24 protein-coding genes are annotated in these 26123 nt (G+C 73.4%); 16 read left to right on the top strand and 8 right to left on the bottom strand.

The window, feature by feature from the left end:
• Positions 1-37: 37 nt before the first annotated feature.
• On the top strand, positions 38-487 hold the full coding sequence (locus ABT122_RS05580; RefSeq protein ID WP_351545766.1) for a cupin domain-containing protein: 450 nt from the start codon (positions 38-40) through the stop codon (positions 485-487).
• A 71-nt stretch (positions 488-558) separates the two neighbouring features.
• Here the strand turns inward: ABT122_RS05580 and ABT122_RS05575 are convergent, their stop codons facing one another.
• Complete coding sequence (locus ABT122_RS05575; protein ID WP_351545763.1) at positions 559-1029, bottom strand: MarR family winged helix-turn-helix transcriptional regulator; 471 nt, start codon at positions 1027-1029, stop codon at positions 559-561.
• Between the two features lie 119 nt (positions 1030-1148).
• Between ABT122_RS05575 and ABT122_RS05570 the strand changes: the two genes are divergently transcribed.
• Positions 1149-1562 carry an organic hydroperoxide resistance protein gene (locus ABT122_RS05570; protein ID WP_351545760.1) on the top strand — a complete coding sequence of 138 codons (414 nt, stop codon included), beginning with the start codon at positions 1149-1151 and terminating at the stop codon, positions 1560-1562.
• Between the two features lie 76 nt (positions 1563-1638).
• Positions 1639-3066 carry an MFS transporter gene (locus tag ABT122_RS05565; protein WP_502976099.1) on the top strand — a complete coding sequence of 476 codons (1428 nt, stop codon included), beginning with the start codon at positions 1639-1641 and terminating at the stop codon, positions 3064-3066.
• 103 nt (positions 3067-3169) lie between these two features.
• On the opposite strand, the gene ABT122_RS05560 is transcribed toward ABT122_RS05565, so the two are convergent.
• Both ABT122_RS05560 and zapE read right to left on the bottom strand, forming a co-directional pair.
• Positions 3170-3595: an OsmC family protein gene (locus tag ABT122_RS05560; RefSeq protein WP_351545758.1), complete on the bottom strand. Its 426-nt coding sequence runs from the start codon at positions 3593-3595 to the stop codon at positions 3170-3172.
• 55 nt (positions 3596-3650) lie between these two features.
• Positions 3651-4715, bottom strand: coding sequence for a cell division protein ZapE (zapE, locus tag ABT122_RS05555; RefSeq protein ID WP_502976102.1), 1065 nt, complete (start codon positions 4713-4715; stop codon positions 3651-3653).
• A gap of 60 nt (positions 4716-4775) precedes the next feature.
• On the opposite strand from zapE, the gene ABT122_RS05550 reads away from it, so the two are divergent.
• From ABT122_RS05550 to ABT122_RS05525, 6 genes are all read left to right on the top strand, one after another.
• Positions 4776-5549: a pyrimidine reductase family protein gene (locus ABT122_RS05550; RefSeq protein WP_351545752.1), complete on the top strand. Its 774-nt coding sequence runs from the start codon at positions 4776-4778 to the stop codon at positions 5547-5549.
• Positions 5550-5670: 121 nt separating this feature from the next.
• A complete protein-coding gene (locus ABT122_RS05545) occupies positions 5671-6123 on the top strand; it encodes an indole-3-glycerol phosphate synthase (protein WP_351545749.1) in 453 nt (150 codons plus the stop codon).
• Between the two features lie 66 nt (positions 6124-6189).
• Positions 6190-7587 carry a UDP-N-acetylmuramate--L-alanine ligase gene (gene murC, locus ABT122_RS05540; protein ID WP_351545746.1) on the top strand — a complete coding sequence of 466 codons (1398 nt, stop codon included), beginning with the start codon at positions 6190-6192 and terminating at the stop codon, positions 7585-7587.
• A 13-nt stretch (positions 7588-7600) separates the two neighbouring features.
• Positions 7601-8008, top strand: coding sequence for a peptide-methionine (R)-S-oxide reductase MsrB (gene msrB, locus ABT122_RS05535; RefSeq protein ID WP_351545743.1), 408 nt, complete (start codon positions 7601-7603; stop codon positions 8006-8008).
• 107 nt (positions 8009-8115) lie between these two features.
• Positions 8116-8748, top strand: a complete 633-nt coding sequence (locus ABT122_RS05530) for a nucleoside/nucleotide kinase family protein (protein WP_451066421.1) — start codon at positions 8116-8118, stop codon at positions 8746-8748.
• 113 nt (positions 8749-8861) lie between these two features.
• A complete protein-coding gene (locus ABT122_RS05525) occupies positions 8862-9818 on the top strand; it encodes a DUF1444 domain-containing protein (protein ID WP_351545740.1) in 957 nt (318 codons plus the stop codon).
• Between the two features lie 27 nt (positions 9819-9845).
• Here ABT122_RS05525 and treZ read toward each other — a convergent pair whose 3' ends face one another.
• Positions 9846-11597, bottom strand: coding sequence for a malto-oligosyltrehalose trehalohydrolase (gene treZ, locus ABT122_RS05520; protein ID WP_351545736.1), 1752 nt, complete (start codon positions 11595-11597; stop codon positions 9846-9848).
• A 239-nt stretch (positions 11598-11836) separates the two neighbouring features.
• Here treZ and ABT122_RS05515 point away from each other — a divergent pair, with 239 nt between their 5' ends.
• Positions 11837-12874 carry an alcohol dehydrogenase catalytic domain-containing protein gene (locus ABT122_RS05515; RefSeq protein ID WP_351545733.1) on the top strand — a complete coding sequence of 346 codons (1038 nt, stop codon included), beginning with the start codon at positions 11837-11839 and terminating at the stop codon, positions 12872-12874.
• A 53-nt stretch (positions 12875-12927) separates the two neighbouring features.
• Here ABT122_RS05515 and ABT122_RS05510 read toward each other — a convergent pair whose 3' ends face one another.
• Positions 12928-13833: a GNAT family N-acetyltransferase gene (locus ABT122_RS05510; RefSeq protein ID WP_351545730.1), complete on the bottom strand. Its 906-nt coding sequence runs from the start codon at positions 13831-13833 to the stop codon at positions 12928-12930.
• Between the two features lie 278 nt (positions 13834-14111).
• Here ABT122_RS05510 and ABT122_RS05505 point away from each other — a divergent pair, with 278 nt between their 5' ends.
• Positions 14112-14669: an FHA domain-containing protein gene (locus ABT122_RS05505; RefSeq protein WP_351545727.1), complete on the top strand. Its 558-nt coding sequence runs from the start codon at positions 14112-14114 to the stop codon at positions 14667-14669.
• 80 nt (positions 14670-14749) lie between these two features.
• Here the strand turns inward: ABT122_RS05505 and treY are convergent, their stop codons facing one another.
• Together treY and glgX are read right to left on the bottom strand one after the other, a co-directional pair.
• Positions 14750-17137 carry a malto-oligosyltrehalose synthase gene (gene treY, locus ABT122_RS05500; RefSeq protein ID WP_351545724.1) on the bottom strand — a complete coding sequence of 796 codons (2388 nt, stop codon included), beginning with the start codon at positions 17135-17137 and terminating at the stop codon, positions 14750-14752.
• Between the two features lie 125 nt (positions 17138-17262).
• Positions 17263-19383: a glycogen debranching protein GlgX gene (gene glgX / locus ABT122_RS05495; RefSeq protein ID WP_351545721.1), complete on the bottom strand. Its 2121-nt coding sequence runs from the start codon at positions 19381-19383 to the stop codon at positions 17263-17265.
• Positions 19384-19687: 304 nt separating this feature from the next.
• On the opposite strand from glgX, the gene ABT122_RS05490 reads away from it, so the two are divergent.
• Both ABT122_RS05490 and ABT122_RS05485 read left to right on the top strand, forming a co-directional pair.
• On the top strand, positions 19688-20920 hold the full coding sequence (locus ABT122_RS05490) for a DUF5919 domain-containing protein (RefSeq protein ID WP_351545718.1): 1233 nt from the start codon (positions 19688-19690) through the stop codon (positions 20918-20920).
• 145 nt (positions 20921-21065) lie between these two features.
• Positions 21066-21788: a 3'-5' exonuclease gene (locus ABT122_RS05485; protein ID WP_351545715.1), complete on the top strand. Its 723-nt coding sequence runs from the start codon at positions 21066-21068 to the stop codon at positions 21786-21788.
• A 78-nt stretch (positions 21789-21866) separates the two neighbouring features.
• Here ABT122_RS05485 and ABT122_RS05480 read toward each other — a convergent pair whose 3' ends face one another.
• Positions 21867-22718: a phosphotransferase enzyme family protein gene (locus ABT122_RS05480; protein WP_351545712.1), complete on the bottom strand. Its 852-nt coding sequence runs from the start codon at positions 22716-22718 to the stop codon at positions 21867-21869.
• 340 nt (positions 22719-23058) lie between these two features.
• Between ABT122_RS05480 and ABT122_RS05475 the strand changes: the two genes are divergently transcribed.
• From ABT122_RS05475 to ABT122_RS05465, 3 genes are read left to right on the top strand one after another with little or no spacing between them, the layout of a single operon-like run.
• Entirely contained in the window at positions 23059-23925 is an 867-nt protein-coding gene (locus tag ABT122_RS05475) for a carbohydrate ABC transporter permease (protein WP_351545858.1), read from the top strand.
• On the top strand, positions 23925-24758 hold the full coding sequence (locus ABT122_RS05470; protein WP_351545855.1) for a carbohydrate ABC transporter permease: 834 nt from the start codon (positions 23925-23927) through the stop codon (positions 24756-24758). The genes ABT122_RS05475 and ABT122_RS05470 overlap by 1 nt, the downstream gene beginning before the upstream one ends.
• Entirely contained in the window at positions 24758-26086 is a 1329-nt protein-coding gene (locus ABT122_RS05465; protein ID WP_351545709.1) for an ABC transporter substrate-binding protein, read from the top strand. Before ABT122_RS05470 ends, ABT122_RS05465 begins: the two co-directional genes overlap by 1 nt.
• The last annotated feature ends 37 nt before the right edge of the window (positions 26087-26123 follow it).

The raw sequence follows: 26123 nt of genomic DNA, 5'->3' as shown, positions 1-26123 counted from the left end.
TTCGATTATTTAAAGGGACATATGAGGTTGTGTCGGGATGGTGATCGGGGTCTGCGAGGATGTGGTGATCGGACAGGTCGCTGAGGTGCTCGGGAGGAATGGCATGGAGGGGTGCGCGACAGTGGGGGTTCTCGCGGGCATGGCGGAGGTGCGGGGGGTGCCGGAGGGTGCCGGCGGTGCGCTGTGGCGGCTCGACGCGAGCGCGCGCCAGCTCGACGCGAACATCGTCCGGGTGCCCGCGGGGGAGCGGGTGGCGGAGCATGTCGAGCCCGATCTCGATGTGCTGCTGTGTGTGGTGGACGGGGACGGGGAGCTGGAGACGGCGGCGGGGCGGCAGCGGTTGGAGGCGGGGGCTGTGGCGTGGCTGCCGCGCGGGGCGCGGCGGGGGGTGGAGGCGGGGCCCGGGGGGCTGGTCTATGTCACGGCCCACCGCCGCCGCCCGGGCCTGACGATCCGCGACGCCCCCGCGGAGGGTTTCTCTTCTTGACCGTGGCGCGCCTGGTGTGGGTTGCCTGTGGCCCGGGGGTCGTCCTCAATCGCCGGGCGGGCTGAGCCCGGTTACCTCAGGTGGGTCGCGTCGAGGGTGGCCGTCAGGGTGGCCAGTTCCTCGTGGAGCGCGCGGATGCGGTCCGGCGGAAGCCCCGTCGCCTCCGCGATCCGCCGAGGAACCCCGCGCGCCCGCCCCCGCAGGGCACCCCCCGCCTCCGTCACCCGCGCCGTCACCGACCGCTCGTCCTCCGTGCCGCGCCTCCGCTCCACATACCCCGCCGCCTCCAGCCGCTTCAGCAGCGGCGACAGCGTCCCCGAGTCCAGCCGCAGATGCTCCCCGATCCGCTTCACCGGCAGCTCCCCGTGCTCCCAGAGCACCAGCATCACCAGATACTGCGGATAGGTCAGCCCCAGCTCCTTCAGCGTGCTCCGGTAGACCCCGTTGAGCGCCCGGGACGCCGCGTGCAGCGCAAAGCAGATCTGCTGGTCCAGCCGCAGGAAATCCTCCTCCGGCGCACCGCTGAGCGTGTTCTCGGCCATGCCCCCAGCATACCCACCACCTCGTGCGAGCGATTCAGTTGTGCGCAACTCAATTGTGTGCTCTAGTGGAGTCCGGAACGACTCAGGAACGACCGACCCCCGAGGACGAAGAGGTAGTCATGGACGCGCTCTACACCGCCGCCGCCACCGCCAACGGACGCGAGGGCCGCGCCGTCAGCTCCGACGGCACCCTCGATCTCCCCCTCGCCTTCCCCCGGGCCCTCGGCGGCAACGGCCAGGGCACCAACCCCGAGCAGCTCTTCGCCGCCGGCTACGCCGCCTGTTTCGCCAGCGCGATGGGGGTGATCGGCCGTCAGGAGAAGATCGACGTCAAGGATGTCTCCGTCACCGCCGAGGTGAGCATCGGCAAGGACACCGATGGCGGTTTCGGCCTCTCGGTCGTGATGCGGGTCGAGCTCCCCGGCCACCTGGAGGGCGAAGCGGGCCGGGAGCTGCTGGAGAAGACCCACGCCACCTGCCCGTACTCCAAGGCCACCCGGGGCAACATCCCGGTCGAGCTGGTCATCGAGTAGCGGCGGCCCCCGGGGGCACGGCCGGCGGGCAAAACGGGTGGCGGCGCGTTCGCCGCCCCGCATAGCCTGCGCGCTCGTGACTGATGATCCGCACAGCTCATCGGGTGCCCCGCCCGCGATATCCACCCCCACGACCCGCACCGCCCCCGCCGAGAGGCTCTTCTCCGGTCCCCACGCGGCCACCACCACCGTCTTCGCGGCGGTGATGTTCCTGACCGGATTCGCCGCGCTGGCCGTCATCCCCACCCTGCCGACCGCCGCCCGCGAACTGGACGGGGTCTCGCTCTTCCCGCTGGTGGCGGGCTCCTTCGTGGCCGCGAGCCTGCTCGGCGGAGTGCTGGGCGGACACTGGGCGGACCGCTCCGGGGCGCACCGTCCGCTGGCGGCCGGGATGGCGCTGGCCGTGATCACCCTGGTGGTGTCGGGTGCCAGCACCTCCATCTGGCAACTGGCCGCCGGACGCTTCCTGGACGGACTGGCCGCGGGGATGGTCGCGGTGGCGGTCAACGCCGCCATCGGCCAGGCGTACCCCGGTCATCTCCGGCCGAGGGTGCTGGCCCTCATGAGCACCTGCTGGATCGTTCCCTCGCTGATCGGACCACCACTGGCCGGAGTGGTGGCCCAGTGGTGGTCCTGGCGCGCCGTCTTCCTCGGCCTCGCCGCCCTCACCCTGGTGCCCGCGCTGGTGGTGGTCGCCATGCTGCGGGCCCGCTCCTGGCAACCCGTGTCCGGCGGGGAGTCCGGGTCGGCCGGCAAGGGGCCCGCCCTGCTCGCCGCGACCGCCGTCAGCCTGGGCGCGGCGCTCGGCCAGTACGGCGTGTCGGAGTGGGACGCGCGCCATCTGCTCTTCGCGGCCGGCGGGCTCGCCCTGCTCGTGGTCTTCGCGCCCCGGCTGCTGCCCCCGGGCACCTGGCGCGCCCTGCGCGGACTGCCGGCCACGGTGCTGCTGCGCGGCCTCGGCTCCGGGGTGTTCTTCACCCTGGAGGCCCTCGTCCCGCTGATGCTGGTCACCGAGCGGGACGCGCCCCCGCCGGTGATCGGTCTCGCCTTCACCGGGGCGGCCGTGGCCTGGGCCGCCTCCTCCTGGGTCCAGGGCCATCTGCTGGAACGCGCTCCGCGCCACCATCTGGTCGTGGCCGGTGCGCTGGTGATGGTGGTGGCGGTCGCCGTGGCCGCCGTCGGGACCCTGCCCGGGACGCCGGTCCCCGTCGCGGCCTCCGCGATGGTCGTCGCGGCCGTCGGCATGGGGCTGATCGCCCCGGCCCTGACGGTGCTCTCGCTCACCCACAGCCCGCCCGACCGCCAGGGCTGTGCCAGCGGTGCCATGCAGACCAGCCAGAACCTGGGCCAGATCATGGTCCTGGGCCTCGCGTCCGCCGTGCTGAACGCCTTCCCGGGCGACGGCCGCACCGAGGCCGCCGGCTACGCCGCCGCCTTCGGGCTGCTGCTCGTGCCGTGCGCCCTGGCCGCTCTGCTCGCGGCCCGTACCCGCGCCGAGGGCTGAACTCCCGCCGCGCGAGCGGACGGTGGCGGGCCGGGGCGCGGCAGACGCCCGGCCGGAGCCGGCTCCGTGGGACGGACCCCGTCCGCCCCGCGGAGCCGCCGCCTCAGACCAGTTCGGCCGTGAGGGTGATCGTCGTACCCGTCAGCGCCTGGCTCACCGGGCAGTTCTTCTTGGCGTTCTCGGCGGCCTCGGCGAACGCCTCGGCGTCCAGGCCGGGCACCTCGCCGCGCACGGAGAGGTGGATACCGGTGATGCCCTCACCCGGCTGGAAGGTGACATCGGCCTTGGTCTCCAGGCGGGCCGGCGGGTTGCCCGCGCCCGTCAGACCGTGCGAGAGCGCCATCGAGAAGCAGCTGGAGTGGGCCGCCGCGATCAGCTCCTCCGGGCTGGTCTTGCCATTGGCCTGCTCGGCGCGGGACGGCCAGGAGACCGGCTGCGAACCGATGCCGGAGGAGTCGAAGGTGACGGTGCCCGACCCCTTGAGCAGTTCGCCCTCCCAGACCGTGTGTGCCGTGCGCGTGGTGGCCATGGTGTGAATCCCTTCAGACGGAACTTCAGACGGAAAGCTGGTTACGGACCCGAACCTACTGCCCCGTGAGGCCCTGTGCGTCACGGGCCAGGGCGGTGAGACGGGAGATGGCCCGGAAGTACTTCTTCCGGTAGCCGCCGTTGAGCATCTCCTCGCCGAAGAGGCGGTCGAAGGGGAGGCCGGAGGCGAGCACCGGCACCTCGCGGTCGTACAGGCGGTCGGCGAGGACGACCAGCCGCAGGGCGGTGGACTGGTCGGGAACCGGCCCCACCTCGGTGAGACAGACCGCCCGTACGCCGTCGGTGAGCGCGCCGTACCTGCTGGGGTGCACCTTCGCCAGATGGTCGAGGAGTGCGGGGAAGACGTCCAGACTGGCCCCGTCGGTGGCGTACGCGGTCTTGGTGACCGTCTCCTCCGAGTACGGGGGAGGGGCCTTCGGCAGCCCCCGGTGCCGGTAGTCCTCGCCGTCGATCCGCAGCGGTGCGAAGTGCGCGGAGAGCCCCTGGATCTCCCGGAGGAAGTCGGCGGCGGCGAACCGGCCCTCGCCGAGCTTCCCGGGCAGGGTGTTGGAGGTGGCGGCCAGCGCCACCCCCGCCTCGACCAGCTTCCGCAGCAGGGACGAGACGAGGACGGTGTCCCCGGGGTCGTCCAGCTCGAACTCGTCGATGCAGAGCAGCCGGTGGCCGCTCAGCGTCCGCACCGTCTGCTGGAAGCCCAGCGCGCCGACCAGATGGGTCAGTTCGACGAAGGTGCCGAAGGCCTTGAGGGAGGGATCGGCGGGGGTGGCGTGCCAGAGCGAGGCGAGCAGATGCGTCTTGCCGACGCCGTAGCCGCCGTCGAGATAGACGCCCCGGGGGCCGGTCGGTCCGGCGGGCCTCCGGCCGAACCAGCGGCGCAGCCCCGTGCCGCCGCCGCCCGCCGGGACCGCCGCGCCGAGGCCGGCCGCGAAGGCGCCGAGCGCGGTGACCGCGGCGCTCTGGCTCGGCTGCTCGGGGTCGGGGACATAGGTGTCGAAGCGCACCGAGTCGAAGCGGGGCGGCGGCACCATCTCCGCGACCAGCCGGTCGGCGGGGACATGGGGCTCGCGGGCGCACAGCGAGAACGGCACGCCTTCGGACAGGGCACTGACAGCGGGGGTCGACACAATTCCCCACTGTAAGGGGCGTGCCAGACTGCCCCCATGCGACGCCTGCTCCCTGTGACCGACCAGACACCCGCCGCCGACGACCGCGCATGGTCCCTCGACGAGCTGGCCGATGCCTACGCCTACCCGGAGATCCCCTCGGGGGCCCAGGGGTGGCTGCGGGCGAACATGGTCTCCTCCCTGGACGGCGCGGCCCAGCACGACGGCCGCTCGCAGCAGCTCTCCGGCGACGCCGACATGCGGATCTTCGGCACGCTGCGGGCGCTGGCGGACGCGGTCGTGGTGGGTGCGGAAACGGTACGCCTGGAGGGGTACCGCCCGGCGCGGGAGCGGGCGGCCTTCGCCGGGCGCCGCAGGGCCGCCGGCCAGGGCCGGGCGCCGGCGATCGCCGTGGTCAGCGCCTCGCTCGCGCTCGACTTCTCGCTGCCGCTCTTCACCGAGCCGCTGGTGCCCACCCTGGTGCTGACGGGCGCGGCGGCGCCGCCGGACCGGGTCCGCGCCGCCGAGCGGGCCGGCGCGCGGGTGGTGGTCGCCGGGGACGGCGCCGGAGTGGACCCGTCCCGGGCCGTGGCGGCCCTCGCCGGACTCGGGCTGCGCCGGCTGCTCACCGAGGGCGGGCCGAGGCTGCTGGGGCAGTTCGTGGCCTCGGGAACGCTGGACGAACTCTGTCTGACCCTCTCCCCGGCCATGACCGCCGGCGGGGCCCAGCGCATCGCGGGCGGTCCGGCGGCGGCCGTCCCCGAGCGGTTCGCGCTCGCCTCCGTGCTGGAGGAAGCGGGGTTCCTCTTCACTCGCTACCGTCGCATCTGACAATCAGCGGAATTTGTCGTTCCGGTTAGCTCCGGCTGGGCACACTTAATCTCAGACCCCGTGCGGCCACGGGGAAGGATGGTTTCCGCAGAAGGGTCCCGACGTGTTCACAAGCGTACTGATGATCGAAAAGCCCCTGACGCCCGAGGACGTGGACTTCGTCACCTCGCTGCACGGGGACGAGACCGTCTCCTTCGTCGTGCTGCTGCAACCGCGCGGGGACCAGGCCGATGTCCTGCTGCGGGCCATCGACGACGTGGCGCTCGGCGAGCTGAGGGAAGCCGTCCACGAGGGCGAGGAGCCCGAGGGCGGCGAGGCCAAGGCCCCCGCGGAACGCGGTCTCGCGCACTCCCTCGCCGCCCTGCGCGCGGCCGGCTGCCGGGCCGAGGGCCGGGTCGTGGAGAGCCATCCGCTCGACCGGCTGAAGGGCGTCGTCGAGGAGAAGGGCGCCGACGAGGTGATCGTGCTGACCGCGCCCCACTACGTGGAGGAGTTCTTCCACCGGGACTGGGCCTCCCGCGCCCGGCACAAGGTCGGCGTACCGGTGCTCAAACTCTTCGCGCACAGCGAATAGGCTGGACCCGCTCGCCCGTCGGCCGGCGGGCGGCACCGATCGTCGTACACCCCGGGAGACACACGCATGGCATCCGCCATCCCCACCGCCATGGAACGCCCGCACTTCATCGGCATCGGCGGCGCCGGGATGTCCGGTATCGCCAAGATCCTCGCCCGGCGCGGCGCGGCGGTCGCCGGCAGCGACGCCAAGGAGTCGCCGACGGCTGACGCCCTGCGCGAGCTGGGCGCCACCGTCCACATCGGCCACGCGGCCGGGCACCTGGCCGACGACGCCAGCGCCGTCGTGGTCTCCAGCGCGATCCGCGCGGACAACCCCGAGCTGGTGCGGGCGGCCGAGCTGGCCGTGCCCGTGGTCCACCGCTCCGACGCGCTGGCCTCCCTGATGACCGGGCTGCGCTCGATCGCGGTCGCGGGCACCCACGGCAAGACCACCACCACCTCCATGCTGGCGGTGGCACTGACCGCTCTCGGTCTCGACCCCTCCTACGCCATCGGCGGCGATCTGGAGGGCCCCGGCACCAACGCCCGGCACGGCGACGGCGACATCTTCGTCGCCGAGGCGGACGAGAGCGACCGCTCCTTCCAGAAGTACGCCCCCGAGGTCGCGATCGTCCTCAACGTGGAGCTGGACCACCACGCGAACTACGCCTCGATGGACGAGATCCACGAGTCCTTCGAGATCTTCGCCGACCGGATCGTCCCCGGCGGCACCCTGGTGATCGCCGCCGACCAGGCGGGCGCGGCCGAGCTGACCGGGCGGGTGCGCGAGCGGCGGCCCGAGCTGAGGACCGTCACCTACGGCGAGTCCGGGGCCGCCGACGTCCGTATCCACCGGATCACCCCTCGCGGGCTGACCAGCGAGGTCACCGTGGTGCTCGACGGCAGGCCGCTGACCTTCACGGTCTCGGTCCCCGGCCGGCACTACGCGCACAACGCGGTCGCCGCGCTGGCCGCCGGCGTCGCCCTCGGCATCCCGGCGCACAATCTGGCCTCCGCGCTCGGCACCTACACCGGGGTCAAGCGCCGGCTCCAGCTCAAGGGCGAGGCGGCGGGCGTCCAGGTCATCGACTCCTACGCCCACCACCCCACCGAGATGGCCGCCGACCTGGAGGCCATGCGCGGGGCGGCGGCCGAAGCCCGGCTGCTGGTCGTCTTCCAGCCGCACCTCTTCTCCCGCACCCGGGAGCTGGGCACCGAGATGGGCCGGGCCCTCGCCCTGGCCGATGCCTCCCTGGTGCTGGACATCTATCCGGCGCGCGAGGACCCGATCCCCGGCGTCACCAGCGAGCTGATCATCGACGCGGCCCGCGCGGCGGGCGCCGACGTCACCGCCGTGGGCACCATGGCGGAGGTCGCCGGCGCGGTCGCGGGAATGGCGAAGCCCGGTGATCTCGTTCTCACCATGGGCGCGGGCGATGTGACGGACCTCGGTCCGGAGATCCTGGCCCGCCTGTCGAGCTGAGGAAGCGGTTTTCATGGCGTACGACATCGAGAAGCCGGACGAGCAGTGGCGCGCGGAGCTGAGCCCGGAGGAGTACCAGGTGCTCCGCCGGGCCGGGACCGAGCCCGCCTTCCGGGGCGAGTACACGGACACCACGACGGAGGGCGTCTACTCCTGCCGGGCGTGCGGGGCCGAGCTGTTCCGCTCGGACACCAAGTTCTCCTCGCACTGCGGCTGGCCGTCCTTCTACGACCCGAAGGACACCGACGCGGTCGAGCTGATCGAGGACCGCTCGCACGGAATGACGCGCACGGAGGTCAGGTGCTCCCGCTGCGGATCGCATCTCGGACATGTGTTCGAGGGTGAGGGGTATCCGACCCCGACGGACCAGCGGTACTGCATCAACTCCATTTCGCTCCGGCTGACGCCCGACGAGAGCTGACGCCCGGCGAGAGCTGACGCCCGGCGAGAGCTGACGCTCGCGCGGGCGGGGGTGCCGGGCGGGGCGGCGGGCCCGCGCCCCCGGCCCCCGCCTGCGAGAATGTCCCGATGCACCGCATGCGGACGCCCCCGCCCGACCTCCTGGAGCGCGCCGAGGCCCTCGCCGCCCCGGGCCTGCGCCGTGTCCTGGGCATCGCCGGAGCCCCCGGAGCGGGCAAGTCGACCCTCGCCGAACAGCTCTGCGCGGCGCTCGGCGGGCGGGCCGTCCTGGTCCCCATGGACGGCTTCCACCTCGCCGGCGCGACCCTGGAGCGGCTCGGCCGGGCCGGGCGCAAGGGCGCCCCCGACACCTTCGACCCCGACGGCTACCGCGCCCTGCTCACCCGGCTGCGCGCTCCCGTCCCCGGTGTCACGGTCTGGGCCCCGGCCTTCGACCGCGCCCTGGAGGAGCCCGTCGCGGGCAGCATCGCCGTCCCTCCGGAGATCCCGCTGGTGATCACCGAGGGGAACTACCTCCTCCACGACGAGGGCCCCTGGGCCCGGGTCCGGCCCCTGCTCGACGAGGCCTGGTTTCTGGAACTCGACCCCGCCACCCGGGTGGACCGGCTCATCGACCGCCATGTGCGATTCGGGAAGGAACGGGCATACGCGGAGGGGTGGGTGCGCGCCTCCGACGAGCCCAACGCCCGTCTGGTGGCCCTGGGCAAGCACCGCGCCGACCTCGTCGTACCCCTGTCGTAAACCTCCCCCGCGCCGGGTGGAACGACCATGGGTGGGTACCCTCACAAGCGCGGACCGAGGCGGGAAGGGCCTGACGGGAGCCGGGCTCCGGGGGCGGACGAGAGGCGGATGACGTGGGGTTGTTCCGGCGGAGGCCGAAGCGCGACGGGCGTGACAGACCCCGCGACCCCGCATTCGGCTACTTCTCGGCCGACGAGGGCGCCCGGTTCCGCGCCCTGGTCCGCGAGGCCTTCGCCGAGCAGGGCCTGGAGGTCTCGATCCACCCCGATGTGGTCTCCGACAACGCCGGCCGCCAGTTCGGCCTCGCCAACCTCGCCGCCGTCCTCCACAACGACGACCGGGGCCCGCGCGCCTGGCCGGATCTGGTCCGCCGCCATGTCGGGATGGTGCTCCGGACCATGGACGCGCCCTCCGCGCTCGACACTCTCTCCACCGAGCAGATCCGCTCCCAGCTCTTCCCCCGGGTCCTCGGCGCCGACGGCTTCGACCCCGAGAACTTCGACTACGCCCGCTCGCCCGCGTCCGGACTGTACGAGATCCTCGCGCTCGACCTCCCCGAGAGCGTCATGATGCTCACCGACGACGCGCTCGAACCCCTCGGCGACCTCCACTATCTGCGCCAGCAGGCCCTCTACAACCTGCGCGGTCTGCCCATCGAGGGCCACGAGACCGTCAAGGGCGACGCCGGCATGCGCTTCGAGGTGCTCCTCGGCGACTCCTTCTACACCGCGAGCCGGGTGCTGACCCTGGAGCACGCGGTACGGGAGACCACCGGCGAGCAGCTCACCGCGGACGGCGCCCTGGTGGCGATGCCCTTCCGGCACCAGCTCGCCTTCCATGTCATCCGGGACGCCGGGGTGATCCCCGCCCTCAACGCCATGGCCGGCTTCGCGGCCTCCGGGTTCGTCGACACCCCCGGCGCCATCACCCCTTATGTCTACTGGTGGCGCGAGGGCACCCTCACCCAGCTCAGCGACCGCGACGAGGACGGGGACGGGCTGCGGATCGTGGTCGGCGAGGAGTTCCAGGAACTGCTGGAGCGCCTGCTCGGCGGCGGCGGCCGGGACTGACCCCGCGCGCCCGGCCCGCCCCCCGTCTCACCCGTCCGCCAGCACCGCGCACGACTCCCCGCCCAGCCACAGCACCCCGTCCGCCCCCGGCGCCTCCACCGGCTCCCAGGAGGCCAGCACCCGGGACTCCGGGCCGCCGCCCAGGGCGATGCCCGCCGGCTCGGGGGAGAGGTTGACCGCGATCCGCAGATCCCCCCGCCGCACCGCGAGCCAGCGGGCCTCCTCGTCGTACGCCGTCCGCACCGACGCCAGATCCGGGTCGGCCAGGTCCGCGTGGGTGCGGCGGAGCGCGATCAGCTCGCGGTGCCAGGCCAGCAGCCGGGCGTGCGGCTCCCGGGAGCGCTCGGCACGGTCCAGACAGGAGCGGTCGCGGGTCGCCGGGTCCTGGGGGTCGGGGACGTCCCCGGCGGCCCAGCCGTGCGCGGCGAACTCCCGCCTCCTGCCCTCCCGCACCGCCGCCGCCAGGCCCGGATCGGTGTGGTCGGTGAAGTACTGCCAGGGGGTGCCCGCCCCCCACTCCTCGCCCATGAAGAGCATCGGGGTGAACGGTCCCGTCAGCACCAGCGCCGCCGCGCACGCCAGCAGACCGGGGCTCAGCGACCCGGACAGCCGGTCGCCCAGCGCCCGGTTGCCGATCTGGTCATGGGTCTGGGCATAGCCGAGGAAGCGGTGGGCGGGGGTGGTCGTCACATCCACCCGGCGCCCGTGCGAGCGGCCCCGGAAGGAGGAGTACGTGCCGTCGTGGAAGAACCCCCGGGTCAGGGTCTTGGCGAGCGCGGCGAGCGGGGCCCGCGCGAAGTCCTCGTAGTACCCCTGGGACTCGCCGGTCAGCGCGGTGTGCAGGGCATGGTGGAAGTCGTCGTTCCACTGGGCGTGCAGCCCGGTGCCCCCGGCCTCCCTCGGCGCCGTGGTGCGCGGATCGCACCGGTCCGACTCGGCGATCAGGAACAGCGGCCTGCCCAGCTCCCCGGAGAGCGCGTCCACCGCCGCCGCCAGCTCCTCCAGGAAGGTCAGCGCCCGGGTGTCCGCGAGCGCGTGCACCGCGTCGAGCCGCAGCCCGTCGAGCCGGTAGTCGCGCAGCCAGGCCAGCGCGCTGTCCAGCAGATAGGCCCGCACCTCGTCCGAGCCCGGCGCGTCCAGATTGACCGCGGCGCCCCAGGGGGTCCGGTGGGTGCCGGTCAGATAGGGGCCGAAGGCGGGGAGATGGTTCCCCGAGGGCCCGAGGTGGTTGTGGACCACGTCCAGCACCACGCCCAGGCCGTGACCGTGCGCCGTGTCGACGAAGCGCCTCAGCGCCGCCGGCCCGCCGTAGGGCTCGTGCACCGCCCACGGCGCCACCCCGTCGTACCCCCAGCCGTGCACTCCGGGGAAGGGGCAGACCGGCATCAGCTCGATGTGCGAGACCCCGAGGTCCACCAGGTCCCCCAGGCACCCGGCCGCCGCGTCCAGGGTCCCCTCGGGGGTGTACGTACCGATGTGCAGCTCGTAGAGGACCGCGCCGCGCAGGGTCCGCCCGGGCCAGTCGTGGCGCCAGACGAAGGAGTCCGGGAGGACCACGGCGCCCGGCCCGCCCGGTCCGTCCGGCAGCCGCCGCGCCCGGGGGTCGGGCAGTACCGGGCCACCGTCCAGGGCGAAGCCGTAGCGGGCGCCGTCGGCCGCCGGCACCTCCGCGCCCCACCAGCCGGGCCGCCCCGCCACCGGCGCCATCGGATGCCCGGTGCCCTCCAGCCACAGTTCCACCCGCTCACCCGCCGCCGGCGCCCACACCTCGAACAGCACTGGCGCTCCCCTCGTCGCTCGGCCGCCCCCGGCCCGTCCGGGCCCGGCGCGGCTCCACCCGGGCGGTGTCCCGGGTCCGGGGCCCATCCTGGCAACTCCCCGCCCCCGGGGACACCGAGCCACCCCGCGAAACGCGGGGGAGTCGCGCCCGGCGCACGGCGGCCCCGGCGCCGCCGTGCGCGTCGCGGGGATCGGGCGGATGGTGGAAGGAGAAGCGGGTGCGAAAGGTGTGAGAGCCGATGCGAGCCACCTACCTCCACGGCGCCGGGGACATACGGGTCGAGAAGACGGCCCGTCCGCGGATCGAGGAGCCCACGGACGCGGTCGTGCGGGTGACCCTGGCCTGTGTCTGCGGCTCCGATCTGCACCCCTACCGTGCCTCGCCCGACGGCCCGGAGCCCACGCCGATGGGCCATGAGTTCCTCGGGGTCGTCGAGGAGACGGGTGCCGAGGTCACCGGCCTGGCGGAGGGCGACTTCGTGGTGTCGCCGTTCGCGTTCGCGGACAACACCTGCGCGATCTGCCGCGAGGGCTTCCAGACCGCCTGTCCGCGCGGCGGCTGGTACGGCGCGGGCGGGGTGGGCGGCGCGCAGGCCGAGGCCGTCCGGGTGCCGCAGGCCGCGGGCACCCTGGTGAAGATCCCCGGGGACGCCGACGCGGCGCTGCTGCCCTCCCTGCTGGCCCTCAGCGATGTCTATCTCACCGGCTACCACGCCGCCCACATGGGCAGGGTGTCCGCCGGGAAGACGGTCACGGTCATCGGCGACGGCGCCGTGGGCCTGTCGGCGGTGCTGGCCGCCGCGCGCATGGGCGCGGATCGGATCATCCTCATGGGCCGCCACGAGGACCGCACCGGCCTGGGCCGGGAGTGGGGCGCGGACGATGTGGTGGCCGAGCGCGGGGACGAGGGCGTCGCACGGGTGCGGGAGCTGACCGGCGGCGAGGGGTCCCACGTCGTGCTGGAGGCCGTGGGGCTGCTGCCCGCCTACGAGCAGGCGTACGGCATCGTGCGCGCCGGCGGGGTGGTCTCCCGGGTCGGGGTGCCGCAGTACGAGGAGGCCCCGGTCGGCTTCGGCTCCCTCTTCGGGAAGAACGCGACCCTGACCGGAGGCCCCGCACCGGTGCGCGCCTACCTCGACGAGGCCCTCCGGGACGTGCTGGACGGCCGCATCGAGCCCGGCCGGGTGTTCGACGCCGAAGTCCCCCTCGACCGGGTCGCCGACGCCTACCGGGCGATGGACACCCGCGCCCGCCTCAAGGTGATGGTCCGCCCCTGACACCACGGCGCCGACGGGGGCGCCCGGGGAGACCGGGCACCCCCGCCCGCCCGTCAGCGCGCGGCGCCGCCGGAGCCCGGGACCAGATGGACCCGCTCCTCGATCACCGGGTGCCCGGCCCGGGCGAAGTGCGCCGCCATCGGCAGATTGGTCCGGTCGGTGGCGCCGGCGATGAACCGCGCGCCGTGCCCGGCGAGCACATGGGTGCACTCGGCGAGCAGGTCGTACGCGTAGCCGTGGCCGCGCTGCTCCGGTACGACCCCGATGAAGCCGACGCAGGGCCCCGACGGGTTGTGCACCGGGGCGTGCATCCCGACCAGCTCGCCGTCCGGGGTGTGGGCGAGCCGGAGCCACTCGCGCGGTGACGGGCACCAGTGGAAGTACTCCAGCTCCGAGCGGGCCGCCCGGTCCGGGCCGCCCTCGGCGATGTCCCGCAGCGCGTGGACGTCGAGCGTCGCGGAGTGAATCCGGCGCAGCACCCGGAGGATCACCTCGTCGTCGGGCTCGGGCCGGAAGACGAGCCGGCCCGGCCGGGCGGGCAGCCCGCAGGAGGGCGTCCAGCGGTACTGGTGGCGCTCCACGAGCACGCTCATCCCCGCCGCCTCCGCGGCCCGCAGCCGTGCCTCGCCGGCCGCGCGCAGCACCGGGTCCTCGCGCCAGCCGCGCGGCAGGATCAGCAGATAGGGGACGCGGTGGGGCCCGGCGCGGAGCAGCTCGGCGCCCGCCTCCTCCTCGCCCTCGGCGAGGTCGAACCAGTTGATGTGCAGGGGCTTCTCATCATCGGGCCCGCCCCACCAGGCGGCCCGGGCGACCACCCGGCCGTCGCGCAGGGCGACCCGCTTCCACTCGGGCCGGTGGGTGGCGAGGGCCAGCGCACGGCCGGTGCCGAGCGGGTCGGGCAGAGTGTCGAAGAGTGCCGCGTCGCGCTCGTCGAGCGCGCGAATGACCAGACCGGTCATGGGAGTGTCCTCCGGGAGAAAGCGGTGGTGCGCTCCCGGTCTCAGACAGCGGACGCCGGGCGGACGGGGCGGGAGCGCGGGATGGGTGGGGTGAACACGGCACTCGCCTCCTCTCCTCGGTCCGGGGCGTGGAGCCCACTCTACCCATCCGACAGCCCCCGGAGCGGGGACAATTAAACCCGGAACCGAGGCTTCCGTGCAGGTCAGCCGCTGTACTCGGACGACCGGGACGGTCCGTTTCCTGGACAGCGCGCTCTCTTCGGCCCGACAATCACAGGGTGACATCGTCCTTCGAGTTCCCCACTCACTCCGCCCCCGCCCGGCTCTCCGACGCCGAGCGGGACCGGGTGGTCGGTGTGCTCAGGGAAGGCGCGGCCGACGGCAGGCTGTCCCACGACACCTTTCTGCGGCGGATGGAACTGGCCCTGCTCGCCGTCCGGGTGGAGGAGCTGAAAGCCCTCACCGCCGACCTCGGCGGACCGCCGGAGGGCATCGGCCAGCGGCTGGTGGGCGCCGTGGGCGGCGCGTCCGCCTTCTTCGTACGGCTGCGCAGGGCCTGGCAGGCCGAGAAGCTGCCGCCGCTGCTGCTGCCCGAGCCCGGCCCCCATCCGCTGCGGATAGGCCGCGACCCGGGCAACGGACTGCGGCTGAGCCATGACACGGTCTCCCGGACGCACGCCGAACTGAGCCTGCACCGGGGCGCCTGGCTCCTGCGCGACCTCGGCTCCACCAACGGCACCACCGTCAACGGGCGGCGGGTGACCGGCGCGGTGGTGGTGCGGGACGGTGACATGGTCGGCTTCGGCCGGATGAGCTTCCGTCTCACCGCCCGCTGAGCCGCCGCCCCGCCGGCCGCACCGCCCCGGCCCTCACCGCCCGCTGAGCCGCCGCCCCGCCGGCCGCACCGCCCCGGCCCTCACCCCCCGCCGGGCCCCTCCGGACCCCCGGCCCCGTGTGCCCCCTCCCGCACCCGGGCCAGCAGCGCCACCGGCCGGTCCGCGAACAGCTCCGCCAACCGCACCGGCCCCCCGGCCCGGTACGGACCGGACTCCCGCCCCTCCGCCAGCAGATCCGCCCACCGGCCCGCCGGCAGCGTCAGCTCCGTCTCCCCCCAGCCCCCCGACCGTTCGAGCCCCAGCGACAGCCGGGTGACGGCCGCCACCACCTCGCCCGTACGGCAGAAGGCCACACAGTGGTCCCCGGCGGGGCCGCTCGCCCGCAGCGGCACATAGGTGCCCGACGCGCCGAACACCTCCGGCCGCTCCCGCCGCAGCAGCAGCGCGGCCCGGGTCAGCGCCGTCCGCTCGTCCGGGGCGCCCTCCTCGAACACCCCCCGGTTGTCCGGGTCGACCAGCGCCAGATACTCCCGCTCCGTGCCCTGGTACAGATCCGGCACCCCCGGCATCGCCAGCTGGAGCAGCGCCGCGCCCAGCGCGTTCGCCCGCGCGTAGGGAGCCAGCTCCCGGGCGAACCGGGCCACCGAGTACAGCGGGGGCCCGGCGGGCCCGGTGTTCACAAAGGTGGTCACGGCCTTCTCGTACGAGGGGTCCGGCTCCGTCCAGGTGGTGTGCAGCGCCGCCTCCCGCACCCCCTTGAGCAGCGCGTTCTGCAACCGCTCGCCATAGGGGAAGCCGAAGCCGAGCGCCGTCTGCCACGCCACCCACGCCAGATGCGGATCGGGCGCCCGTCCGCCCTCCAGCCGGGCCGACTCCTCGGTGATCCCCGCCAGGAAACCGGCCCAGCGCTCGGGGCACTCGGAGAGCACCGCGATCCTGGCCCGCACATCCGCGCTGCGCTTGGTGTCATGGGTGGTCAGCACGGTCCCGGTGGTCGGCCAGTCGCGCGCCAGCAGCTCGCCGTACGCGTGGAACTCCGCCACCCCCACGGCGGGCCTGCCCGGGTCGCCGCCCACCTCGTTGGCCGAGACCAGCGGGGTGTGCCGGTAGAACGCCGTGTCCTCGACCGACTTGGCGCGCAGCGCGGACGAGGTCTGGGCGAACCGGGCGCGGAAGGCGTCCCGGGAGGGGCTCTCCCCGAGCCGGCCGAGCGCCAGATCCCGTACGACATCGACGGCGCCGGCCTCCTCGGGGACCGCGAACGCGCCCTTGGCGCCCGCCGCCGCCGCGACCGTCAGCACCTCGTCGCCGCCGATCCGGTACGGCCGGTAGACCGGCACCCGCACCAGCAGCTCACGGATCGCGGTGCGCAGGGCCCAGGGGGCGTGGTCGCGCAGCCCGGGGTCACCGGCGCAGACCCGCTCGGCGAGCCGGGTCAGCGCGGAGACCTCGGCGTCCAGTTCATGGGTGAGCACCCGGTACGCGGCCCGGCGGACGGTGGCCTCCCAGTAGCCGCCCCGGTCCCCGGCGGCCCCGGAGAACTCGCGGTACTGATGGACCAGTTCCCGGTGGCCCGCCGGATCGGTGAAGAGGCCATCGACGCGCCGCAGGGCGTCGTACCCCGTGGTCCCGGCCACCGGCCAGCCGGGCGGCAGCCGCTCGTCCCCCGTGAGGATCTTCTCGGTGACGGTCCAGCAGCCGGAGCCGGTGGCCCGGTCCAGCCGCCGCAGATACTCCTCCGGGTCGGCGAGCCCGTCGGGGTGGTCGATCCGCAGTCCCTCCACCACCCCGTCCCGCACCAGCTCCAGGATCTTGGCGTGGGTGGCCTCGAAGACCCCGGGGTCCTCCACCCGTACCCCGATCAGCTCCGGGACGGTGAAGAAGCGCCGGTAGGTCAGCTCGGTGCGCGCGAGGCGCCACCAGCCGAGCCGGTACCACTGGGCGTCCAGCAGCTCCGGCAGCGGCAGATCGGCGGTCCGCTCCCGGAGCGGGAAGCGGTGCTCCCCGTAGTGGAGTGTCCCGCCCTCGACCCGCATCGCCGCCGTCTCGTCCCCGATCCGGCCGGCCAGCACCGGCAGCAGCACCCGCCCGCCGCCCGCCTCCCAGTCGATGTCGAACCAGCGGGCGTACGGGGAGGACGGCCCCTGCCGCAGCACGTCCCGGAAGGCGGGGCTGTACCGGGGGACGGCGGCCATGTGGTTCGGCACGATGTCCAGGACGAGGCCGAGCCCGTGCTCGCGGGCGGTCCGGGCGAGCGCCCGCAGCCCCTCCTCGCCGCCCAGCTCCTCCCGTACCCGGGTGGGGTCGGTGACGTCATAGCCGTGCGCCGACCCGGGCACCGCCTCCAGGACGGGGGAGAGATGCAGATGGGAGACGCCGAGCCCGGCGAGATAGGGCACGGCCCGGGCGGCCGACGCGAAGGGGAAGGCGGGCTGGAGCTGGAGCCGGTAGGTGGCGGTGGGCTTCATGACTGCCTACGTACCCCCTGGGAGGCGGTCTGTGTCACCGGGCCGGAGCCCGGTGTCGGCCGATCGGCTCCGGACGGGTCCGCCCCGGCGCCCGCCCGGTCGCCTCCCCGGCGTGCCCCCGGCCCCTACGCCGGTCTCCGCAGCACCACCAGACTCCGTCCCACCAGCCACACCCGCTCCCCGGCCGCGACCTTCGAGCCCGCGCCCGGCGGGACCCCCTCCGCGCGGGCGGTGTCCACCACCACCTGCCAGAGCCGGCCGTGGTGCACCGGCACCACGAAGTCCAGGTCCTCGGCCCCGGCGTTGAACATCAGCAGGAAGGAGTCGTCCCGGATGCGCTCCCCCCGGGGCCCCGGCTCCGAGACGGCGTGCCCGTTCAGGAACACCGTCAGCGCCCTGGCCTGCGCGGCCTGCCAGTCCCGCGGGGCCATCTCCTTCCCCTGGGGAGTGAACCAGGCGATATCGGTCAGCTCGTCGTGGGTGCCCTCCACCGGGCGCCCGTGGAAGAAGCGCCGCCGCCGGAAGACCGGGTGGTCCCGGCGCAGCCACACCATCGTCCGGGTGAACTCCAGCAGCGTCCCCTCGTCCGCGGCACCCGGCTCCGGCCACTTCACCCAGGAGATCTCGCTGTCCTGGCAGTACGCGTTGTTGTTGCCGCCCTGGGTGCGCCCGAACTCGTCGCCGTGGCTGAGCATCGGCACGCCCTGCGACAGCATCAGCGTCGCGATGAAGTTCCGCATCTGCCGGCCGCGCAGCTCCAGCACCCGGGGGTCGTCGGTCTCCCCCTCCACCCCGCAGTTCCACGACCGGTTGTGGCTCTCGCCGTCCCGGTTGCCCTCCCCGTTGGCCTCGTTGTGCTTGCCGTTGTACGCGACCAGGTCGTGCAGGGTGAAGCCGTCGTGGCAGGTGGCGAAGTTGATGGAGGCCAGGGGCCGCCGCCCGTCGTCCTGGTAGAGATCGGACGAGCCGGTCAGCCGGGAGGCGAACTCGGCGAGGGTGCGCGGCTGGCCGCGCCACAGATCCCGCACCGTGTCCCGGTACATCCCGTTCCACTCGGTCCACAGCGGCGGGAAGTTCCCCACCTGGTAGCCGCCCTCGCCCACGTCCCAGGGCTCGGCGATCAGCTTCACCTGGCTGACCACCGGGTCCTGCTGCACCAGATCGAAGAACGACGAGAGCCGGTCCACCTCGTGGAACTGCCGGGCGAGCGTCGCCGCCAGATCGAAGCGGAAACCGTCGACATGCATCTCGGTCACCCAGTACCGCAGCGAGTCCATGATCAGCTGAAGCACATGGGGGCTCCGCATCAGCAGCGAGTTCCCGGTGCCGGTGGTGTCCGTGTAGTGCCGGCGGTCCTCGGCGAGCCGGTAGTACGAGGCGTTGTCGAGGCCCCGGAAGGAGAGCGTGGGCCCCAGATGGCTGCCCTCGGCCGTGTGGTTGTAGACGACGTCGAGGATGACCTCGATGCCCGCCTGGTGCAGCGCCCGGACGGCGTGCTTGAACTCCAGCACCTGCTCGCCCCGGTCGCCCCAGGAGGCATAGGCGTTGTGCGGGGCGAAGAAGCCGATGGTGTTGTAACCCCAGTAGTTGCGCAGCCCGGCGTCCACCAGCCGGTGGTCGTCGACGAACTGATGCACCGGCATTAACTCCAGCGTGGTGACGCCCAGCTCCGTCAGATGCGAGATCACCGCCGGGTGGGCCAGTCCGGCGTAGGTTCCGCGCAGCTCCGGCGGCAGCTCCGGGTGGAGCATCGTCAGACCCTTCACATGGGCCTCGTAGATCACCGTGCGGTGGTAGTCCGTCCGGGGGGAGCGGTCGTCGCCCCAGTCGAAGTACGGATTGACGACGACCGAGGCCATCGTGTGCGGAGCGGAGTCCAGGTCATTGCGGGAGTCCGGACGGCCGAAGTGATAGCCGTAGACCGCCTCACCCCAGTCGACGCGACCGCTCATCGCACGGGCGTACGGGTCCAGGAGCAGCTTGGCGGAATTGCACCGCTGGCCGCGCTCCGGCCGGTACGGGCCGTGGACCCGGAAGCCGTAGCGCTGACCCGGCATCACACCCGGCAGATAGGCGTGCCGGACGAAGGCGTCCGTCTCGCGCAGCTCCACCGCCGTCTCGGAGCCGTCGTCGTGCAGCAGACACAGCTCGACGCGGTGCGCGGCCTCGGAGAACACCGCGAAGTTGGTTCCGGCGCCGTCGTAGGTGGCGCCGAGGGGATACGCCTGTCCCGGCCAGACCTGCATGGAAGAACTCTTACCCTTCCGATCCGGATACGGGAGGACAGAACGACCGGATCGTTACGAACGTATCGTGGCCGCGCCCGGCAGCCGTGGATGACGCGGTCAACATCGCGTTCCATCTGTACTTCCCGGGCGACCGGCGGACCGTACCGCTATGAATCGGCTCACTCCGGCGGATCTCGCCTGGAGGAACGTATCGGCGTGGTCCGGGAGTTGGGAAACCGCCCCGGCGATCCGGCTGCACCGTGTCCCGCATGCGGAGTAGTCTTCCTTGATCGTTGGGTGGGGACGGGAAGGCGGTGCGCGGGTGAGCTCGGGAGGTCTGGAGCTACCCCCCGGTGACACGGGTCACGAGGGGGACCCCGGCGACATCCCGCCCGGTGCGGTCTCTCTCGCCAGACCGATGGAGATCGGGGCGGAGCTGGACTGGGACGCGGACGCCTGGAGCGAGGTGCGTACGCGCGCCCAGCGGGCCGGGCGCGCCTACATCTGGCTGAACCTGGTCGAGCAGCGGCTGCGCGCCGTCGTGGCCGCGGTGCTGCGCCCGATCTACGAGCCGGTGCACGGCGACGACTGGGTGGTGGCCGCCGCGGGCCCCGCCGGCCAGGAGTGGGTGCAGCGCGCGGTGGCGGTACGGGAGGTCTCCCGCCGCAAGGGGTATCTGCTGGACCCCGCCGACGACAATGTCCTCTCCTTCCTCACCCTGCCCCAGCTCCGCGAGCTGATGGTGCAGCACTGGCCCTGCTTCGAGCCGTACTTCGACGACCGGCGCGATGTGGAACTGGCGCTGGACGAGCTGGAGGTCACCCGCAACGTGGTCTCCCGCAACCGCGCCCTGAACGAGGCGGTCCTCGCCCAGGCGGAGCGCGCGTCGGCCCGGCTGCTCGACATACTCGGCAGCGGCGCGGGGGTCCCGTCCGCCGACCGGCTCCCCGTCGACGCGGTCGAGGACCTGGTGGGCGACCGGTACGCCGATGTGGTCTCCGTCCACCCCGACCGGGTGCGGCTCCAGCGGCAGCTGCCCGCCGAGGACCTCTTCGGCGGCGCCCGGCGGCTCGACGCCATCGGGATCGGGCTGAACCTCCTGGTGCAGAACTTCTCCGGCCGCCGGCTGATCCGGCTCGCCGAGTCGGGCTGCCGGGTCCGGCTGCTCTTCCTCAACCCGGCGAGCAGCGCGGTCAAGCGGCGCGAGCGGGAGATGGGTCTCAAGAAGGGCGAGCTGAGCCGCACCGTGGAGATGAACATCCTCCATATGCGGCGGGTGCGCGCCCGGCTCAGGGACCCGGGGGCCTTCGAGATCCAGGTCTTCGACGAGACCCCGCGCTTCACCGCCTATCTGGTCGACGGCGACGGGCCCGACGGCCTGGCGGTCGTCCAGACCTATCTGCGCAAGGCGCGGGGGATGGAGGCGCCGGTGCTGGTGCTGCGGGGCGGGGGCCGCTCCGTGGTCCGGGCGGGGAACGAGGGGGAGCACGGGCTCTTCCAGACCTACCGCGAGGAGTTCGAGTCGGAGTGGGCCGACTCACGGCCCGTCTCCTGAGCCGTCGCCCCGCCCCTCCCGCCCCTCCTGTCCCCTCCTTCCTTCCTCTTCCCTCCTTCCTCCGGCCGTGCCCGCACCGATGTCAGTGGCGCGTGGGAAGGTGAGGAACCGATGGGGGAAAACACCGCACAAGGAGGGCTGCACGATGGCTTGGCACGGGGAAACACTGGTCGGCTTCGACCTGGAGACGACCGGCACCGATCCGCTGGAGGCCCGGATCGTGACGGCCGCGGTCGTCCGGGTGCGGGCGGGGGAGCCGGTCGGCCGGCGGCTGTGGCTGGCGGACCCCGGGGTCCGCATCCCCGAGCAGGCCACGGCGATCCACGGCATCAGCACCGAGCGGGCCGCGGCGGAGGGCCGCCCGGCGGCGGAGGTCGCCGAGGAGATAGCCGCCGCGCTCACCGGCCACTGGGAGCGCGGCGTCCCGGTCGTCGCGTACAACGCGGCCTTCGATCTGACACTGCTCACCGCCGAACTGCACCGGCACCGGCTGCCCTCGCTCTCCGAGCGGCTGGCCGGCCGCCCGATCGGCCCGGTCGTCGATCCGTACACCATCGACCGCGCCGTCGACCGGTACCGCAAGGGCAAGCGCACCCTGGAGGCCGTCTGCGCGGAGTACGGCATCGCGCTGGAGGCCGCCCACGACGCCACGTCGGACGCGGTGGCGGCGGTGCGGGTGGCGATCGCGGTGGCCGGGCGCCACCCCTCGGTGGCCGCGCTGGACCCGGCGGAGCTGCATGAGCGTCAGATCGGGTGGTACGCCGAGTGGGCGGCGGGCTTCCAGGCGTTTCTGCGGCGGAAGGGGAACACCGAGGCCGTGGTGGACACCGCGTGGCCCACCAAGCTCCTCGCGCCGGCGGGAGCCTGAGGCACCGCGCCCCCGCTCCCGGCGGGCGCCCGGGCCCCGGCCCCCCGGCTCGCGGCGGGCCCGCCGTCCGCCCCCTGCTCAGAAGGGGTGCCAGCGCACCTCGGGCCGGTTCTCCCGAAGGGACCGGACCCGCCGGGAGAACTCCTCCCGAGCCCGGGGGTTCGACGGCGCGTGCTGGGCCACCCAGGCACAGCTCGCGGTCTCCCGCGCACCGCGCAGGACCGCGCACCCCTCCCACTCCCGCACATCCCACCCGTACGCCTCGGTGAACGACGCGTACGCCTCGGGCGCCAGCCCGTACCGGTCGCGGGAGAGCGCCATCACCACCAGATCGTGCTCCCGCAGATCCGCCGAGAAGGTCTCCAGATCCACCAGCACGGCGCCGTCGGGTCCGACCTGGACATTGCGCGGCAGCGCGTCCCCGTGGACCGGGCCCGGGGGCAGCCGGGGCACCAGTGCGGCCGAGGCGGCGGCGAAGCCGTCCCGGCGCTCCCGGAGATAGGCCGCGTCCGCCGGATCGATCGCGTCCCCGGCGAGGCGCAGCCACCGCTCCACCCCGCCCAGCAGCTCCCGCGCGGGCAGGGCGAAGTCCGGCGCGGGCAGCGCGTGCACCAGTCGCAGCAGCCCCGCCAGGTCCGCGGGCCCGGCCGGCCGGACCGGGTCCGGCAGCCGGTGCCACCGGGTCACCGGATGGCCGTCGACCAGTTCGGCGGCGGACCGCGCGGGCCGTACCGCGGGCACCCCGGCCTCCGCCAGCCAGACCCCGACGGCGATCTCCCGCTCGGCCCGGCCCAGCAGCTCGGCCGAGCGGCCGACCTTCACCACCGTGTCACCGGCGGCGAAGACCGCGTTCTCGCCGAGGGCCAGCAGCTCCGCGCCCGGGGAGATCCCGGCCGCCTCCAGTACCCGCCGTGCCCGTGCCTCGTCCATCGCCGCGCCCTCTCCCGCCGTGTCTCACCCGTAGGAATCCGCCAAAGTCTCCCATCCGCCCGAACGTCTCCTTGACGAACTCACGTCCCGTCAGGACGATGACGGGGGCCGCCGGGGCGGCCAGATCGGTGGAAAGCCGCCCAAAGGAGTGTCATACGTGACATCGGCGAGCGCGCCCCCTCGGCCGGAGCGGCCGGGAGGTTCCGGGGGCCCCCGTGGCGCGGGTGGGTCCAGTGAGTCCGGCGGGTCCGGCGGGTCGGGCGGGTCGGGCGGGTCCGGGAAGCGCGGAAGATCCGGCAGGTCCGGGCGGGACCCCGCCCGGGGGCGGCCCGGAAAGACCCTGGACCACGGCGCCTGGTTCCTGGTCCTCCCCGCCCTGATCCCGATCCTCGTCCTCAGCGTCGCCCCGCTGCTCTACGGCATCTCCCTCGCCTTCACCGACTCCCAGTCCGGGCGCACCCAGCCCACCCAGTGGATCGGCACCCTCAACTTCCGGGACCTCGTCCACGACACCCTCTTCTGGGACTCCTTCTCCATCGGCCTGCTGTGGGCGGTCGGGGTCACCGTCCCCCAGTTCGCGCTCGCCCTCGGCCTCGCGCTGCTCCTCAACCAGAATCTGCGGCTGCGCTGGCTGGCCCGCGCGCTGGCGATCATCCCCTGGGCGATGCCCGAGGTCGTCGTCGGCATCATGTGGCGGCTGGTCTACAACCCCGACGCCGGCATCCTCAACGAGACCATCCGCGATCTGGGCCTCGGCGACGGCCGCGACTGGCTCACCGGGCTCGGCACCGCCCTCCCCGCCGTGATCGTCGTGGGTGTCTGGGCGGGCATGCCCCAGACGACGGTCGCCCTGCTGGCCGGGCTCCAGAACACCCCGCACGAACTCCACGAGGCAGCCGCGCTCGACGGCGCGGGCGCCTGGCGGCGGTTCCGCACCGTCACCTGGCCCGCGATCAGACCCGTCGCCCTCGCGATCACCGCACTCAACTTCATCTGGAACTTCAACTCCTTCGCCCTGGTGTGGGTCCTCACCGGCGGCGGCCCCGGCGGGCGCACCCGCCTCCCGATGCTCTTCGCGTACGAGGAGGCATTCCGCTACGGCCAGTTCGGCTACGCCGCCGCGATGAGCTGTGTGATGGTCGCGGTGATCTCGGTGATGCTCGCGCTCCATCTCGTGGGACGGCTCAGGGGAGGCGACGACCAGTGATCCGCACCGGACGGGCCGGGCGCGCCGGACAGTACCTCGCGCTCCTCGGCTATCTCGTCTTTCTCGCGTTCCCCTTTCTCTGGCTGATCTCCACCGCCTTCAAACCCGCCCGGGAGCTGGGTTCGCTCCACCCGACCTGGATTCCGCAGGATGCGACCCTCGCCAACTTCCGCGCGGCGTTCGAGGAGCAGCCCCTGCTCAGGGCCGCCGGAAACAGCCTGCTCAGCGCTGTCTGCGCCGCGCTGGTCTGTGTGGCGATCGCGACCCCGATGGCCTATGTCATCGCACGTCACCGCACCCGGCTCGCCACCGCCGCCACCGGCTGGGTGGTGGTCAGCCAGGCGTTCCCCTTCATTCTGGTGATCATCCCGCTCTTTCTGATCCTGAAGAATCTGGGGCTGATCAACTCCCTCGGCGGGCTGATCCTGGTCTATGTCGTCTGGGCGCTGCCCTTCGCGCTGTGGATGCTCGTCGGCTACGTCCGGGCCGTCCCGCCCGAACTGGAGGAGGCCGCCGCCGTGGACGGCGCGGGCCGGGTGCGGATACTCGTCTCGGTCGTCGCGCCACTGCTCGCGCCCGGGATCGTCGCGACCGGGCTCTTCGCCTTCATCACCGCGTGGAACGAGTTCTTCTTCGCGCTCGTCCTCCTCAAGACCCCGGAGAAACAGACCTTGCCGGTCGTGCTGACCCACTTCCTCGGCGCGGAGGGGGTCGCCGACCTCGGGCCGCTCGCCGCCGCCGCGTTTCTGGCCACCCTCCCCTCGCTGGTCATCTTCGCGGTGATCCAGCGGCGGATCACGGGTGGCATGGTGGCCGGGGCGGTGAAGGCCTGATGCGCACGCCTCGGGCCCGTACCCGCACGCGCGTCCGCTCCCTGCCGGCCGTCCTCGCCGTGCTCGCCCTGCTGCTCACCGGCTGCTCGGGCGGCGGAGGCGACGGCGAGCGGGGGGACGGGACGATCAGGCTCCGTTTCCAGTCGCTGGCCTGGCAGAAGGAGTCCGTCGACGCCAACAAGGAGCTGGTACGGGAGTGGAACGCGCGCCATCCCGAGGTGCGGGTCGAATATGTGCAGGGCAGTTGGGACAGCGTCCACGACCAGCTGCTGACCTCTTTCGAGGGCGGCGAGGCCCCCGACATCATCCACGACGCCTCCGACGACCTCGCGGACTTCGCCCACGGCGGCTATCTCGCCGATCTCCGCGGGCTGCTGCCCGCCCGGCTCACCTCCGACATCCCCCGGCGGAGCTGGGAGAGCGTCACCTTCGGCGAGGGCGTCTACGGCGTCCCCTTCCTCCAGGAGCCCCGGGTCCTGATCGCCAACCGGAGGATCGTCGAGTCCTCGGGCGTACGGATTCCCACCCCGGAGCGGCCCTGGAGCTGGGGGGAGTTCCGGGAGGTCGCGAAGGTGCTGACCGCGTCGATGGGGGAGGGGGGGTACGCGGTCGCCTGGCCGCTCAAGGAGCCGGTCTCCGTCACCCTCAACCTGGGGCTCTCGGCCGGGGGCCGGCTCTTCCACCGGGGCGCCGACGGAAAGGTGACGGTCCGCTTCGAGGACGGGGACGGCGTGGTGCCGGGGACCGTCCACGACCAGGTCAACACCGATCGCACCGCCTCCCGCGGCACGCTCGGGATGGGCGGGTCGGACGCGCTGCCCGGTTTCTTCGGCGGGAAGTACGCGATGGTGCCGCTCGGGTTCGCCTACCGCCAGCAGATAGCGCAGCAGGCCCCCGAGGGGTTCGAGTGGATGGTGCTGCCGGCGCCCGCCGGCCCCGGGGGCACGGTGCAGGGGGTGAGCCCGCAGACCCTGTCGATCGCCGAGGACACCCCGTACAAGAAGGAGGCCGTCCGGTTCCTGGACTTCATGCTCCAGCCCAAGAACATGGTGCGGCTGGCCAAGGGCGACTGGATGCTGCCGACCGGGTCGGCCGCGCTCGCCGATCCCGCCCTGCGGGTGCGCGAGGACGGCTGGGCGGTGGGGGCGGCGCTGGCGCGGGGGCTGAGGCCCGCCCCGGCGCAGTCCGTGCGGGGGTATCCGGAGTGGAAGGACAAGGTGGCGACCCCGGCGTACCAGGAGTTCTACAGCGGGGCGATCGGGCGGGAGGAGCTGGCGGAGCGGCTGGTGAAGGACGGGAATCTGGTGCTGGCCAGGTATCAGAGATGAGCCGGGCGGCCGGGGAATATGAGTTGCACGATACGTA

The sequence above is a fragment of the Streptomyces sp. NPDC001985 genome (assembly GCF_040296845.1).
In the GTDB taxonomy this organism is placed as follows: domain Bacteria; phylum Actinomycetota; class Actinomycetes; order Streptomycetales; family Streptomycetaceae; genus Streptomyces.
This window is presented reverse-complemented; position numbering and strand designations above follow the sequence as displayed.